This window comes from uncultured Algibacter sp. (genome assembly GCF_947487575.1).
In the GTDB taxonomy this organism is placed as follows: Bacteria; Bacteroidota; Bacteroidia; order Flavobacteriales; family Flavobacteriaceae; genus Algibacter_B.
This window is the reverse complement of the sequence record NZ_CANKXG010000003.1, coordinates 61,098-77,921: the sequence shown is the minus strand read 5'-3', so window position 1 is coordinate 77,921 and position 16,824 is coordinate 61,098. Positions and strand designations below refer to the sequence as shown.

The 16,824-nt window shown below is 33.7% G+C and carries 8 protein-coding genes; 7 read left to right on the top strand and 1 reads right to left on the bottom strand.

Features of this window, described 5'->3' with window-relative positions; genetic code table 11:
* Positions 1-21: 21 nt before the first annotated feature.
* Positions 22-1,443 (bottom strand): sulfatase, encoded by a 1,422-nt coding sequence (locus Q0870_RS04020; RefSeq protein ID WP_298551336.1) that lies wholly within the window; start codon positions 1,441-1,443, stop codon positions 22-24.
* A 183-nt stretch (positions 1,444-1,626) separates the two neighbouring features.
* Between Q0870_RS04020 and Q0870_RS04015 the strand changes: the two genes are divergently transcribed.
* From Q0870_RS04015 to Q0870_RS03985, 7 genes are all read left to right on the top strand, one after another.
* Positions 1,627-3,288, top strand: a complete 1,662-nt coding sequence (locus Q0870_RS04015) for a hypothetical protein (RefSeq protein WP_298551334.1) — start codon at positions 1,627-1,629, stop codon at positions 3,286-3,288.
* 217 nt (positions 3,289-3,505) lie between these two features.
* Complete coding sequence (locus Q0870_RS04010) at positions 3,506-6,550, top strand: TonB-dependent receptor (protein ID WP_298551333.1); 3,045 nt, start codon at positions 3,506-3,508, stop codon at positions 6,548-6,550.
* Between the two features lie 11 nt (positions 6,551-6,561).
* Entirely contained in the window at positions 6,562-8,142 is a 1,581-nt protein-coding gene (locus tag Q0870_RS04005) for a RagB/SusD family nutrient uptake outer membrane protein (protein ID WP_298551332.1), read from the top strand.
* Positions 8,143-8,304: 162 nt separating this feature from the next.
* A complete protein-coding gene (locus Q0870_RS04000; protein WP_298551330.1) occupies positions 8,305-9,699 on the top strand; it encodes a cellulase family glycosylhydrolase in 1,395 nt (464 codons plus the stop codon).
* 23 nt (positions 9,700-9,722) lie between these two features.
* Complete coding sequence (locus Q0870_RS03995; protein ID WP_298551328.1) at positions 9,723-11,900, top strand: beta-xylosidase; 2,178 nt, start codon at positions 9,723-9,725, stop codon at positions 11,898-11,900.
* 30 nt (positions 11,901-11,930) lie between these two features.
* Positions 11,931-14,912, top strand: coding sequence for a sugar-binding domain-containing protein (locus tag Q0870_RS03990; RefSeq protein WP_298551326.1), 2,982 nt, complete (start codon positions 11,931-11,933; stop codon positions 14,910-14,912).
* 56 nt (positions 14,913-14,968) lie between these two features.
* Entirely contained in the window at positions 14,969-16,753 is a 1,785-nt protein-coding gene (locus tag Q0870_RS03985; protein ID WP_298551324.1) for a sulfatase, read from the top strand.
* The last annotated feature ends 71 nt before the right edge of the window (positions 16,754-16,824 follow it).

Genomic DNA, 16,824 nt, shown 5'->3' with positions numbered 1-16,824 from the left:
TAAAATAATATCTGAGAATTATCAATCTTGATATTTATAAAAATTGTAGTTTTCTGGAAATTGCTTTAACAAAAGTTTTTTCATATTAGCTTCTACCATTTCGTATTCAAAATTCCCAGATAGGTTCTTATCAGTGATTAAATGAGTTTCATGATTAAACAATTCTGTAGAAAGAACTTTCTTAGTTTTTGAGTCTCGCCATTCTGTATATCTAAATTTGCCATTAGTAACAGTGCACCCCATATATTTTTTTCCTCTTGGGAATAAACTATAGGCAGCTTGGTTCCATGCTTTGTTTGGGTTGTCAATTAGCGGTAAAAGACTTCTTCCATCTACCTTGTGAATGTTTAAGCCACAAGCTTCGGCAATGGTTGGTAATATATCAATGTTTTCAACAAGAGCATCAGATTTCATTTTTTTGGTCTTTGTGCCATAATTAATAATTAATGGTACTCTTGTGTCTATTTCCATATTTGAATGCTTGCACCAAGCTCCATATTCACCTAGTTTATATCCGTGGTCGCTCATAAAAATAATAAGCGTATTTTTTCTTAAATCTAAAGTGTTTAATGTATTTACGATTTTTCCAATTTGGGCATCAATATAGCTTACACAAGCATAATAACCGTTTATGAGTTCTTTAGTTAAATTATCATTTAAGTCACCTTCATCTGGAATATTAGAATAGTTTTTTAATTCGCCCCATTTGCTTAATGAGAGTCTAAACATGCCTTCAGGTTTATTTCTTGAGGGCACTTTAAAGCTGTTTTTATCATAAATATCCCAATATTTTTTTGGTGCATTGAACGGTAAATGCGGTTTGCTTAAACCAACTACCATTAAAAACTTATCATCTTTTAACTGCTTTAACGCTTTTATAGCATTGTTTGCTGCTCTTCCATCTTTATAAGCTTCATCTTCTATATCAATTTTTTCAAAAGCAGGGCCTTTTGCTTTCTTTCCTTCTTTTTTAAGGCGCTTAATAAGGTTCATACTTTCTGCTTTAACATAAGTATTAGCTTCTTTAGCATGATATATGTCCCAAACATCTTTGTCGTCTCTAGAATGGTGGTACACTTTACCAATGCTAACAGTTTTATAGTTGTTGGCCTTAAAAAATTGAGGCATAGATACAATGTCTTTACGTAGCTTTCGCATAGGTGTAAATATATCATAGATGCCAATAGTCTCTGGACGTAAACCTGTAAGAATACTCATTCTTGAAGGTGCGCAAATTGCCTGTTGGCAATACGCTTTATTAAATAAAATACCGTTTTCAGCTAAAGTATCAATGTTTGGGCTTTTAACAATGTTGTTGCCGTAGCAACCAAGCTCATTACGTAAGTCATCAACCAAAAATATTAAAACGTTAGGTTGCTTTTGAGCAAAAGAAATCCCAATTGATAAATAGCAAAAAGCAAATACTAATAATACTTTTTTCATTAATTTTTAAAATTTTAAGATAAAAACAAATTTAATTTTTAAGGTAGTTTGAACCATCCTGCACTGTTATGATAATTTTGTTAAAACTAAAAGAACTTTTGTTCAGCACCATGATAGTGCAGGGTGATGTTTTTTGGATAAAATTTTATATTTGCTAATAATACTTACTTAAAAAACTATATAATGTATACTCCCCATAGGAAAATAGTTGTTTCATTAGCATTTATCTTTACTAGCTTTATGTTTTTTACCTGTTCAAAATCTGATCAAATAGATGAAGAAGAAGTTTTTGAAAATCCTAAACCAGAAGAACCAGAAGAGCCTATAGTGGTAGATCCAGATAAAGTTGTAATGATAAATACGGGGGCGGTAATTGGTGAGATGTATAACTTTTGGTCTACAAGACCTATGATAAACCAAACTCGATTTAGTGCTTCTGGGTTTAGAACAGATATACAAAAGATAAAACCCTATGTGAAAAGTTATAATTTGGTTCGTGTTCTAGGTGGTAGAACAGACAATAAAAATGATTTTTATAAAGGTGTAGATGGCTCAGGCAATATTATAACAGATTTTAGTGACTTGCTAAATGATATGCGCAATTTTATGCTTACAGGTTTTAAACCTAGAATTGTTTTAGATAACGTGCCTTGGGAAATGAATGCTGTAAAAGAAGTGAATACATATGGTAATACCAATCCGCCAGATGATTATGATATTTGGAGGCAATATATTAATGCTTTTTTACAAACATTGATAGGTGAATTTGGTATTAACGAAGTTAAAACATGGCGTTTTAGAGTAGCTACAGAACCTAATTTTACACCACAGCACTGGAATGGCACTAAAGAAGAATTTTTTAAGCACTATGATATTACTGTGGATGAAGTACTAAAAGTAATTCCTGATGCCATTATTGGTCCAGGAAATAATTTGACAGAAGGCGTTGCAACCTTTTCAACCGAAATTATAGATCATTGTGCTACAGGTACAAACTATGCAACCGGTGAAATCGGAACAAAAATGGATTTTTTCTGTATATCATACTACGAAAAAATGGATCAAAACACAATCAAACTCCCTGAAACCGTAGAATCATATAGGGCTAAGCTAAATAGTTACTCACAGTTTAGAGATATTCCTTTTGATATACAAGAGTTTGGAATATTACGTGATGAAAACGGAGAAAGAGGTATTAGTTTAACCGATGGAACAGAATTTGGTGCTAGTTGGTATGCTAGAATTGCAGATTTAGCTTATGATTATAAAATAACTGAAATATATGATTGGGGTCAGGAAATTGAAAATAGTGATTTGCCCCAAGGAAGAAGAAACGTTACTGAAATGTTTTTAAAAATGGAAGGAGGTAATAGACTAGAGACTATTGATAACATTACTGGGCATGCAGGGATTCTGGCAGTTACCAAAGAGGGTAAGATATATTTGTTAATATATAACCACAATACTACAAGAAACAGTTCTTCAAAAAGAACCTTATATCCTCAATTGGAAGGGGGCTTAATTTCTGGTGATTCTAAATGGAAAATGAATGAGTGGACGGTTGATAAAACCCACGGTGTAATGATGCATGAACTTTATAAAGATATAAGAGCAGCAGGTGTTGGAGAAAAAACAAATGGACGTATTTATGGTAATAGACCTTCAGACCGTTTTGAGGATGGTTGGAAAACAGTTTTGAGTACAAACTTATCTAAGTATAAAACTATGGCAGAATTACCACAAACTGTCACTGGTTCTATTGTTGAAAGAATAGACGGTAAAGTTACTTTAAAAGTAGATTTAGAGCCTCATAGTGTTAAGCTTATAGAGCTAATTCCTCAATAAAACAGATATTACTTTTTTATTCATACGTTTTTTAAAATCTCAGGTTACATGTTAACTTGAGATTTTTATTTTATATACATCATAATTTTGTAATGGATTTACTTACAGTTTTAACATATATAGCAGGCCAGTACAGGATAGTAAGGGAAGGAGCAGGATAGTTTATAAATTATTCCACAATATTTTAGGATCTTATTAACAAACAAACTAAAATTAAATGAATTTAAAAACTACACTAGGCACATGTCTAAGTTTTCGTAAAACTTGGATGTGTGTTGTTTTGGCATTGGCATGTATGTCTATGTCAAACGCACAGACTGTAAATGGTACAGTAACTGTCGACGGCCAACCACTACCGGGAGCAACGGTTGTGGTAAAAGGAACTGCCACGGGAACAACTACAGATTTTGATGGTAATTATACCATTAAAGCGGATTCAGGAAATACACTTGTATTTTCTTATGTAGGTTATTTAGTCAAGGAAGTATCAGTTGGGGGACAGACTACAATTAATGTGGCTTTGGAACAAGATAATGAGCTTGATGAGGTTGTGATTATTGGTTATGGTACACAGCGTAAATCTGATTTAACGGGGTCAGTTTCTTCTGTAAGTTCAGAAGATTTAACTGCTGTACCGGTTTCAAGGGTAGATCAAGCCCTGCAAGGTCGGGCTTCTGGTGTACAAGTAACTCAGGTTAATGGGGCACCTGGAGCAGGTACGGTTATTAGAGTAAGGGGTGGTAACTCTATTACTGGTAATAACGAACCACTTTGGGTTATTGATGGTATTATTGTTGGAACAAATTTCAACTTAAACAACATTAATAGTAATGATATCAAATCCATAGAGATATTAAAAGATGCATCTTCAATTGCTATTTATGGTTCTAGGGGTGCAAACGGTGTAGTTTTAGTAACTACAAAAAATGGAGCTGGAGCTGGAACAGGTAAACCACAGATTAGTTTAAATCTTTACACGAGTTCACAAATGTTACCAGAATTACCAGATAGACTCTCTCAAAGGGAGCAAATAGAATTTACAAACGAAAGTGCTCGTTTTAGGTCTGCTGCAGAACCATTTCCAGGTGATCCATCTTCATATCCTGACAATGATTGGGTTGATTTAGTGTTAGGGACTGCTCCAATTTATAATGCAGATATATCTATTTCTGGAGCAACAGATAATATAAACTATTATACTTCATTAAATTATTTTAATCAAGAAGGTATAGTTAAAAGTTCTGGTCTTGAAAAATATATTTATAGAGCAAATCTAGACCTTAAAATAAGTGATAAAGTAAAAACAGGGTTTAGATTAAACTACTCTAGATTAGAGCAAGATAATGCTTTGGCGAGTTTTAGTCAAGCAGCTTTCGGTATTCTTCGCACGCAACCAGTTTATAATGACGATGGGTCTTTTAATGGGTTTAATGATGTTGTTGGTTCGCCATTTAATAATCCTTTAGCAGCAATAGCACTAAATACTAATGAAACGCTTACTAATAACTTATTATCAACGGTTTATTTAGAATATAGACCTTCACCTAAGTGGGTAATTCGTTCTACATTTAATCCTGAATTTAATAATGTTAAACAAAATAGATTTTCGTCAAGTCAATTACCAGGTAATTTAGCTATAGGTGTTACTGATGGAGGTACAGCAAGTGTGAGTATTCAGACAAGAAGTGGCTGGAATAATGAAAATACGGTACAGTATCAATCTGATTTTGGAGAAGATCATAATATTACGGCATTGGCTGGACTTTCATTTCAAAAAGAAGTTAGCGAATCTGCTTTGAGTTCGGCAGCAGGAATTACTAGTGATGCTACTGGTTTTAACCGTTTAGAAAACTCTAGACCAATATTAGCTTCAAATACAAGTGGTTTCGGACAGAGAACAATTGAGTCTATTTTTGGAAGAATTAATTATATTTATAAGGATAAATACCTGTTAACTTTAGTAGGTAGACGTGATGGTAGTTCTGTTTTTGCACCAGGTAATAAATATGCGTTCTTTCCATCTATAGCAGGTGCTTGGAAAATTTCAGAAGAACCTTTTATGCAAAATCAAAATGCTGTTCAAGATTTAAAGTTAAGAGCAAGTTGGGGAAAATCGGGTAACCAAGCTATTGATAATTTTAGTACACTTGCAACCTATACATCTGCTAACACAACACTTAATGGGTCAGAAGTACCTGGTTTAACAATAGATAGACCTGCTAACCCTGACTTAAAATGGGAAACAACGAGTTCTTTTGATATTGCATTAGAAGCCTCTTTGTTTGGTGGTAAAATATTTACAGAATTTAATTATTACTACAAGAAAACTGAAGATTTATTATTGGATGTTACTATTCCAAGACAAACTGGCTTTGAAAGTCAATTACAAAATGTTGGTTCATTGGAAAACCAGGGATGGGAATTGCTTGTAAACTCTACCAATGTTAGAACTTCTAACTTTAATTGGAATTCTACAGTAACATTGTCAGCAAACAGAAATAAAATTTTAGATCTTGGTGGTAAGCAATCTCAAGATATTATAGTAGATCCTATTATAGGGTCTGGTAATACACGTTTAATTGTGGGAGAGTCAGTTCCTGTTTATACAGGAGTTAGATACTTAGGGACTTGGAAAAATCAAGCAGAGATTGATGCATCAGGTAGAACAGATCCACAGGTTGTAGGAGGTCCTATATTTGAGGATTTGAATGGAGATGGTATTTCTTCAACAGAAGACAATATAGTATTAGGTAGCCCATTTCCAGATTTAATTTTTGGTATTGAAAACTCATTTTCATATAAGAATTGGGACTTTTCTTTCTATTTTCAAGGTACACAAGGTAATGAAGTCTATAATTTGAGCATGAGAAATAATTACTTTAATCGTGGGGAGACAGTTAAATTTGGAGACTTACGTGATCGTTGGGTGGAAGGTGTTAATGAAACTTCTAATATAAGTAGAGCTGGTGGAGATTCTGTAACTAACACACCAAGTAACTCAGAGTATGTTGAAGATGGATCGCATATACGTCTTAAAACCTTAAGATTGGCTTATAACTTTCCAGTTGATAAATTAGGATTAGACGGAATTAAAAATGCAACCGTTTATTTTTCAGGAACTAATTTATGGTTATCGTCTAAAACAAGATTGATAGATCCTGAAGCAAGTAATTTTGGACGTAGTAATATAGCACAAGGGTACCTTAGTGCTCAGTATCCTAACCCAAGAATTATAACGCTTGGTCTAAACGTAACTTTTTAAAAAAAACAGATATGAAAACAAAAAATATATTTTTATGTGTCTTTATAGCTTTTGCATGCTTTAGTTGTGAGAGTTTTTTAGAAGAAGACCCTAAATCAATTATTTCTCCTACAACCTTTTTTGCTTCAGAAAATGACGCAAGACAAGCAGTACAGGGGATGTACGCAATTTTAAAGAATAACTCTTTGTATGGTCAAGTAGGGCTGGATCATTTTTATGATAATGGGTGTGATATTATTGAGCCTAATCGTTCTGCAAACTTTGTAGAACCTATTGGGAATTACTCAATGAATGAAGCTTTGGCAGATATTTCTATTCAAAAAATGAGTGTTTCAGATACTTGGAAAGACCTTTATAGAACGATATTAAATGCTAATGTAATTATAGACAGAGTAACAGGTAATGAAGCTATAGGTACTCAGGAGGTAAGGACTGATATTGTAGCTGATGCTAGATTTATTAGAGGTTTATGCTATTGGCATATTACCAATCTTTGGGGTGATGCACCTTATCATACTGAAGTTTTAACACTAGAAGAAATTGGTTCATTAGGAAGAACAGATGAGGCTACAATAATTACAGGTACTCTAGAGGATTTGCAGTTTGCTCAAGATAATTTACAAGATGCCTACACTGAAGACCAAAGTGGTAGAGCTTCAAAATGGGCTGCAGCGATTGTTATGGCTAAAATTTATATGAAGCAACAACAATGGCAGCTAGGTTTAGATAAGTGTTTAGAAATTTTAAACCAATCTCCTCACAGTATATTGCCAACTTACAATGAAGTTTTTGACCAGTTTAACGAATATAATCCAGAGATTATTTGGTCATTGGATTTTGCAAAAGATATTACAGGGCAATTTGACCCAGCGTTTCCTGGCGCTGCTTTTGCCGGTAATAGTAACTGGAGGCCAAGTATGTTTAATCCGCGTTTAAGAGATGAGCCTGCAAATACAGATGAAAGAGAAGCTTTAGGTGATGCACTTAGAGCGAGGGGAGAAGCTTTTAATGGCACTGGCTTACAAATTGCTTCAAAGGATTTTGCAGAAAAATTTCCTGTCAATGATTTAAGAAGAGAGTTAAATATTGTAGATAACTATTTAGGTTTCGATTTAGTTTTCCCTTATATGGCAAAATTCTGGAATCTAGAGTTAGATAGATCTCCTCGTTTTAATCACTCTGATAACAGAATGGTATTTCGTTTAGCAGATGTTGCTTTAATGGCGGCCGAGTGTGAAAACGAACGCCCAGGTGGAAATCCGAATGCAGCTTTTGAGTACATACGTGAAATTAGAGAACGTGCTTATGCTACAGTAGGAGAAGCTGAAGCTATTTTAGGTTTAGACCAGCAAGGGTTTAGAGAAGCTATTTACGATGAACGTAAATGGGAATTAGCTGGAGAAATGCATAGAAGATATGATTTAATAAGATGGGGTATTTTATTAGATGTGGTTCAAAATCTTGAATTTAGATTTTGGAAACCAAACGAAAATATTAAATCATACCATGTGAAATTACCAATTCCACTACAAGAGTTAATAAATAATCCTGCTTTATTAGAGTCAGATCCAACAAATAATGGATATAGATAGAGTATAGTTTTTTAAGTTAGTATTTAAAGACCGAAATTTTTTATTTCGGTCTTTTTTATGTCATAAATTGTAATTTATGTAAATAGTTTTACAGCACAGTACAGGTTACTTTTTAAGGATTCAAAATCTATCTTGCATAGAATTTTAACCTAAAATTACTTCATGAAATTACAGTTTATTTTTTTTGTGTTTTGTTTCACATCCATTATGACTTTTGCTCAAATAAAACATGGGCTAAGGGACGAGCAAGGGCGACATATTATCCCAAGAGGATTTGTTGTAAATACTAATGACCATGTAGGTGAGGTGTTTTTTGATTCAGATGATTATGCTAGAATGGTTAGAATGGGTGCTAACACACAAGTTATTCGGTTGGAGTTAGGTAAACTAAGTAATTTTCCAGGAGGAAAACTTGATCAAAACTACCTTAAGAAGCTAGATGATTTAGTAGCTTTAGGTAAAAATCACGACATTAAAACTGTTTTTAAAATGACGGTTTATGGCGTTGATAAATTTATCTGGGAAGAATTCTGGCAAAATAAAAAGAATGAATATAGTACTTATATAGATGCGTGGAAAGTGATATGGAATAGATATGCCGATGACCCTGCTGTTTTGGGGTATGATGTCGTTAACGAACCAAGGAAATTAACCATGGATATTTCTTATGAAAATCTTACAAATAAATACCTTATTCCGCTTTATCAAAAGATAATTGATGAGAGTCAAAAAATAAATGTGGATAAAATGATACTGTTTCAGTCTATTTTTATGAATAAAGGAGAGAAAATAGATAACAACCAGTATTCTGAAATAACCGCGCCTATTAACAGAAAAAATATCATTTTTGCACCTCATATATACCAAAATGATATCGATTTTATTAAGCGAAATATGGACAGATTTGATAAAGAATCTGATATGTTAAAAGCTCCAATTCTAATTGGAGAATGGGGGTTTCCAACTTTTGCAACAACTGACACCCTTATAGATGGTAAATTAGGGCAACTAAAATATCGTGAACTATATATTAGAACAGCCGAAGTTTTTGACCGTATGGGAGTAGGCTCCATAAAAGCTTGGTTTTTAGGAAACAGAACGATGCAACATTTTCTGTCAGGAGGGCCATCAACTTGGTCAATTTTTAGCGATAGCACTGATGCAGGAACCGTAGAGCGTAAATATATTACCGATGTAATATCAAGACCCTTTCCTCAAACTATTGCAGGTGATATTGATTCCTTTTTGTTCAATCATGCTACGAGGACTTTAGGTATTAAAATAAAACCAGATAACAGTAAAGGCGCATCAAAAATATTTATTGGTGCTAATAGGCATTATCCTGATGGTTTCTCCATTTTAATTGATGACGATATTGTTATGTATTACAATCCTTTAAAAAACGTAGGACTTGAAACTTATAAATGCTCCAAAGACGTAAATCCATCAAATTTTATTTGGGACCCACAAAGCCAAAAACTAATTGTTTTAAAATGGCCAAATAATAGAATAAATTTAAATATAAAAATTGTTCCAGGGCTTCGGAATTTTGATTAAATAGTATAACCAATTTTAAAGAAATGAAGAAATTAGTATTAGTAGTTTTTGTTATAACCACATTATTAAATTGTGATTCAAAAGATAGTACAACAGAAACCACAAGTAAAAAAGATTCTGAAATCGCCTCAAAAGTTGAAGATTTAATAAGTCAGATGACTTTAGAGGAAAAGATGACAGAAATGATACAGGATGCACCTGCCAATGAAAGGTTGGGTATTCCTGTTATGAAATATGGAGAAGCATTGCATGGACTATGGCTTGTTCTTGATTATTACGGTAATACAACGGTTTATCCACAAGCAGTGGCGTGCGCCTCAACCTGGGAACCAGAGTTAATAAAAAAAATGGCTACTCAAACAGCAAAAGAAGCTCGTGCTTTAGGGGTAACACATTGTTACTCTCCTAATTTAGATGTTTTCGCTGGAGATGCTCGCTATGGTCGCGTTGAAGAATCTTATGGAGAAGACCCTTATCTAGTTTCTCGAATGGGCGTTGCATTTATCCAAGGTTTGCAAGGTGAAGGCGATGAGCAATTTGATGAAAATCATGTTATTGCAACAGCTAAACATTTTGTTGGATATCCTGAAAACCGCCGTGGTATAAATGGTGGATTTAGCGATATGTCTGAACGTCGTTTACGTGAGGTTTACCTGCCGTCGTTTGAGGCCGCAGTAAAGGAAGCTCAGGTAGGTTCTGTTATGCCTGGTCATCAAGATTTTAATGGTGTACCATGCCACATGAATACCTGGTTATTAAAGGATATTTTACGAGATGAACTAGGTTTTGACGGTTTTATTGTTTCTGATAATAATGATGTTGGGAGGTTAGAGACTATGCATTTTATTCCTGAAACTAGAGCTAAAGCAGCTATTTTGGGATTAAAGGCGGGTGTTGATATGGACTTGGTAATTGGGAAAAATGTTGATTTGTCAACCTATCATATCAATGTATTGAAGGATACAATAAAGCAGGATCCTTCATTGATGAAGTATATAGACAAAGCCACATCACGTATTCTAACAGCAAAATATAAATTAGGCTTATTTGATTCAAAACCAAAAGAGATTGATGAGAAAACTGTAGAAGCTGGTACTGATGAACATCGTGATTTTGCTTTAGAAATGGTAGAAAAATCTATGATTATGCTAAAAAATGATAATAATCTTTTACCACTAGATTTATCTAAAATAAAATCTTTAGCAGTTATTGGCCCTAACGCTCATGAAGAGAGACCTAAAAAGAAAACCTATAAACTATTAGGTGGCTATTCAGGGTTACCACCATATTATGTTTCAGTTCTTGATGGTTTAAAGAAAAAAGTAGGAGATAATGTGAAAATAAATTACGCTAAAGGTTGTGATATTGATAGTTTTTCAAAAGAAGGATTTCCTGAGGCTATTTCTGCAGCTAAAAAATCAGATGCTGTTGTTCTAGTAGTAGGTAGTTCGCATAGAACCTGTGGTGAAGGTGGAGACCGCTCTGATCTTGATTTGTATGGTGTTCAAAATGAATTGGTAGAAGCCATTCACAAAACAGGAAAACCAGTCATTGCTGTTTTAATTAATGGACGCCCATTAAGTATCAACTATATCGCCGAAAATATACCGTCTGTACTTGAAACGTGGTATGGTGGTATGAGAGCAGGTGATGCTGTTGCCAACGTCATTTTTGGATACGTAAACCCAGGAGGTAAATTAACCATGTCTTTTCCACGCTCCGTAGGACAGGTTCCTGTAACTTATCTTGAGCGTCCTGACTTTATTGGGTCTGGAAAAGGTAAGTATAGATTTAATGATAAGTCTCCCTTATTTTCATTTGGTTATGGGTTAAGTTATACAACGTTTAAATATGGAGAGCCAAAATTAGAAAACGCTACTATTAATCTCGATGAATCAACTACAGTTTCAATAGAAGTTACCAATACTGGGGACAGGCTAGGAGATGAGGTAGTACAAATGTATGTTAGAGATGATTATGCATCAGTAGGGCGTTACTTTAAAATGTTAAAAGGATTTGAGCGTATTACCTTAAAACCAGGTGAAACCAAAACAGTAACCTTTAAATTAGGTTTTGATGAGCTTAATGTATTAAACCAAGATATGAAAAAGGTGGTTGAGCCAGGAACATTTACAATATCAGTTGGAGCTTCATCTCTTGAAAAAGATTTAAAAACTATAACATTAACCGCTAAGAAATAAAAGTAGTTTCTGATTTGATTATTTAATAATATGAATAAGTGTTTTAAAAGTATTATTTGTCTATTTTTTTGTTTCACAGGTTTATTAATAAATGGATGTAGTTTTCAAAATCACGAAAAAAACTTATCTAAAGGCAATAGGTTTAAGTATAATTTCAATCTAGATTGGAAATTTATAAAAGATAATCCAGATCAAGCAGAACTAAAAAATTATAATGATAAATCATGGGCTACTGTAAGTTGTCCGCATACTTTTAATGATGTTGATACTTTTGATGATTTAAGTCATGGTCATCACGATGGAGAAGATAATCAATGGCGCGGTACAGTTTGGTACAGAAAGAATTTTAAACTTCCAGAATCAGAAAAAGGAAAAAAAATATTTATCGAATTTGAATCGGTACGTCAAATTGCCGATGTTTATATTAATGGTAAGCATATTGGTCAAAACCAAACAGGGTTTATCCCTTTCGGATTTGATTTAACTTCACATATTAATTACGGGGAAGAAAACGTGATAGCCGTAAAAGTTAATAACGACAGAGGCGATCATTTTAGAGATAATTTTCCTTTAGTTTGGAATCATGAACATTGGCACCCAACACATGGTGGCATATACAGAAATGTGTTTCTGCATGTTATGGATCCTTTGCATGTAACTTTGCCTTTGTACGATAATTTAAAAACAGTTGGCACGTATGCATATGCAGATAACATCACTAATGATAAAGCAACTGTTATTGTAAAATCTGAAGTTCATAATGAATATCAAGAACAAAAAAGTGTTGTACTTGAAACTTATATTATTAATAAAGAAGGAAATATTGTTCAAAAAGGAACAAATACTCAAGATATAAAAGCAAATGAGAAACTTACATTTGAAACACAATTAAATATTGATAACCCACAACTTTGGTACACTCGTAACCCATACATGTATAGAGTATATACCATAGTTAAACAAAATGATGTTGTTTTAGATAGTTATGAAACACCTCTTGGAATAAGAAGTTTTGAATTTAATAAAGACTCTGGGTTTCATATAAATGAAGAACATATAAAGTTACATGGTTGGGGACAGAAACCAACCAATAGTTGGGCAGGACTTGGTGCTGCTTTACCAGACTGGTTAAGAGATTTTACCTATGATTTAATGGATGAAGCAGGCGGCAATTTTATACGTTGGGGACATTGCGCAGGATCGCCTTCTGAGATTGCTATGGGAGATAAATATGGTTTTGTAACCTTAATGCCAGGTGTTTCAGGTGAGTCTGAAGATGAAGGAGAAACTTGGGATATTCGTATTGCTGCTTTTAGAGATATGATTGTTTACTACCGTAACCATCCATCTATTTTTATATGGGAAGGTGGTAATTGGGCTGAATCTGAAGCACATTATCAGGAAATATTAGATGTTATTAATACTTTCGATCCTAATGGAAAACGATTAATGGGAAATAGGCGTGCCGATAATGCACCATGGTCAGAAAAATATGTGAGTATTGAAATTGGTACTGAAGGTTGGGAAGGAGAATATCCAAACTTACCAATTATAGAAAGTGAATATTGTCGTGATGAATCGCCACGTAGATCATGGGATAAATATTCGCCAGACGATAATTTTTTCAGTCACCCAAATTTAAGCAGAAATACGTATAAATTAACGTCAGAAGAGTTTGCAGTAAGACAAGTAGAGCATTGGTGGAAAAAAATGGGTAAAAAGCCTTACCATAGTGGTGGTGCAAATTGGATTTTTTCTGATGGACCTCATGGTGGTAGATGTCCTACAGAAGTTACCAGAGCAAGTGGAGAAGTAGATGCGGTTCGCTTGCCTAAAGAAGGGTTTTATGCATTAAAATCTATGTGGCGACCAGAGTCACAAGTTCATATAGTTGGGCACTGGAATTATACCGAAGATACAACCAAGCCAATATATGTTATATCCAATACAGCAGCAGTTAAATTATTTGTAAATAATGAGTTGATAGGTACAGATAGTATTCCAGACAATGGTTATGTTTATAAATTTGATAATGTACAATGGAAACCTGGAGAAATAAGAGCAGAAGCTTATATTGATAATGAACTTTCAGTAACACAAGCTAAACGCACCATTGGAAAACCTGTAGCCATTAAGTTAATACCTATAACTGGCTCTGAAGGATGGTTAGCAGATGGATCAGATATTGCTTTAATAGATGTTGAAGTAGTTGATAAAGATGGTAACAGATGTCCATTAGATAAAGGACGTATAGATTTTACTATATCAGGTGCAGGTATATGGAGAGGTGGTTATAATAGTGGTAAAGAAAACACAATTAATAACCTATATCTAGATACAGAATGCGGTATAAATAGAGTGGCAATTAAATCATTATTAAAAGCTGGAGAAGTTATAATTACAGCAAGACGAGAAGGAATAAAAGATGCTACCATTACTTTAAATTCTAAACCCGTAAAATTAGAAGGTGGTTTAAGTACTAAAATGCCACAAATTTATAAAACGGTAGTAAAAGAAGAACAAAAACCAGCTTATACACCACATATTCCGCCTTATGTACCAGGTGTAACTAATAAGAGTAAGTTATTTACAAAGTTTAGTTATACGGGTGACTCTAAAGCGATTTTAAGAACAAATGTGTTTTGGGGAAAGAAACCGTATACTGACTTACAATATAATTATACAAAAATTCCAAGTTATTTACATGGTTCAGAATATGTACGGCTACCAAATTCGGATAGTCGTTATTGGGCAAGAGACCTGTTACAATTTATAGCAGGAGAAGATATGACACTTTATGTAGGACATGATGATAGAGTGTCTCGTCCAGAGTTTTTAATTGAAGATTATGTTGATACAGGGGATGATTTCATTATAGGAGAAGTTAAAATGTCATTATTTAAGCGTAACGTTAAAGCAGGAGAGAGTGTAGTTATGGCAGGAAACAGTGATGGTGATGCGCCAGAAGAAGCAAGAATGTATGTTGTTATTGCCAAAAAAAGGAAAAAGTAAATAATTTTAACACTTACAATAAACTCATATTAAGATAATATTTTAAGGCCACATTGATGAATACAAATTTGAAAGCAATATTTAATATTTTTATAGGAGGTATAATCTGTTTCGTGTTTTTTAATTGCCAAAACACTAAAAGCGTAAAAGAAGAGGTGGTAAAGGAAGCGCCAATAGAACTGCCTAAGAAACCTAATATTTTATGGTTAGTTACAGAAGATATGGGAGCTTATATTCCACCTTTTGGAGACTTAACGATTAAAACACCAAATTTAACTCGTTTAGCTAACGAAGGTGTTATTTATCCTAATTTGTATTCAACTTCAGGTGTTTGTGCACCAAGTAGGGCAGCCATAGCAACAGGAATGTACCCTTCAAGTATTGGTGCAAACCATATGCGTACAACATCTAATACTAAGCAAACAGGTTTGCCTAAGTATGAAGCAGTACCCCCTTCTCAAGTAAAAATGGTTAGTGAGTTGCTACGGGTAAATGGCTATTACTGTACTAACAATTATAAGGAAGATTATCAATTTAGAGCACCAGTTACAGCGTGGGATGAAAGTAGTCCTTATGCACATTGGCGTAACAGAAAAGAAAATCAGCCTTTCTTTTCAATATTCAATTTTACAGAAACACACGAATCTGGCTTATTTGAACCTTATGGTTTTAGACAAATAGAAACAAGACATTACCGTGCTGGAGATAGAACTTATACTTGGAAACAAAACGGACTACCTGAAGCAAAAAATAGAATTGCAGAAGAAGATATTACAAAGCATTTATCTAAAGATACAAAGTTTAATATTCCGCCATACCTTCCAGATAACGACGTTACTAAACGTGATATGTGGAAATTGTACAACAATATTGCCGAAATGGACAATCAAGTTGGAGCCGTTTTAAAGCAATTAGAAGATGATGGACTTTTAGAAAATACCATTATCATTTTCTATGGTGACCATGGAGGGCCATTGCCTAGGCAAAAACGTTTAATTTATGATTCAGGCTTAAATACACCAATGATTATTCGTTTTCCTAATAAAATGAATGCAGGAACTAAAGATGAGCAGTTAATTAGTTTTACAGATTTTGCTCCAACATTATTATCATTAATAGGTGAAAAGCCTAAAGAGTATATGCAAGGACAAGCGTTTTTAGGAAATTATAAGGCTAAAAATAAGCGTAACTATATACATGCAGCTGCAGACCGTTTTGATGAAGTGACCGATGCTATAAGAGCAGTAAAGGATAATCAATTTAAATACATTCGTAATTATAGACCAGAACAAGGCTATTATTTACCACTTGCTTACAGGGAAAAAATTCCAACAATGCAAGAATTATTGAGATTAAAAGATGCAGGTGAATTAAACGATTTACAAATGCAATGGTTTAGAAACTCAAAACCTAAAGAAGAGTTGTTTGATTGTAAAGCAGACCCTCATGAATTAAATAATTTAGCTAATAACCCAGACTATAAAGACAGGCTTAATGAATTACGTTCTGAAATGGACAGGTGGTTAGTTGCTATAGGTGATAAGCCAAACTTACCTGAAGCAGAACTTATCAATCAACTTTGGGAGGGCAGTAAAAGTAAACCTCAAACTTCTCAACCACAATTATCTTATTCTAATGGGAAAGTTCAGATTAGCTGTCAAACAGAAGGCGCATCAATAGGATATAAAGTTAAATATGAAAGCTCTAAAACTCCAGATAACTGGACAGTTTATGATGAACCATTTTCAGTTCCTGAAAATACTAAACTTATAGTTCAGTCGCACCGTATTGGTTTTAAGCCAAGTAATCCAAAAACTATTGATGTTTTAGATTTAAAGTAAAAGAGTCATTTGGACTATAAATTATCCAGATGATAGTATTTAATTTATTTGATTGAATTGAAAAACACATT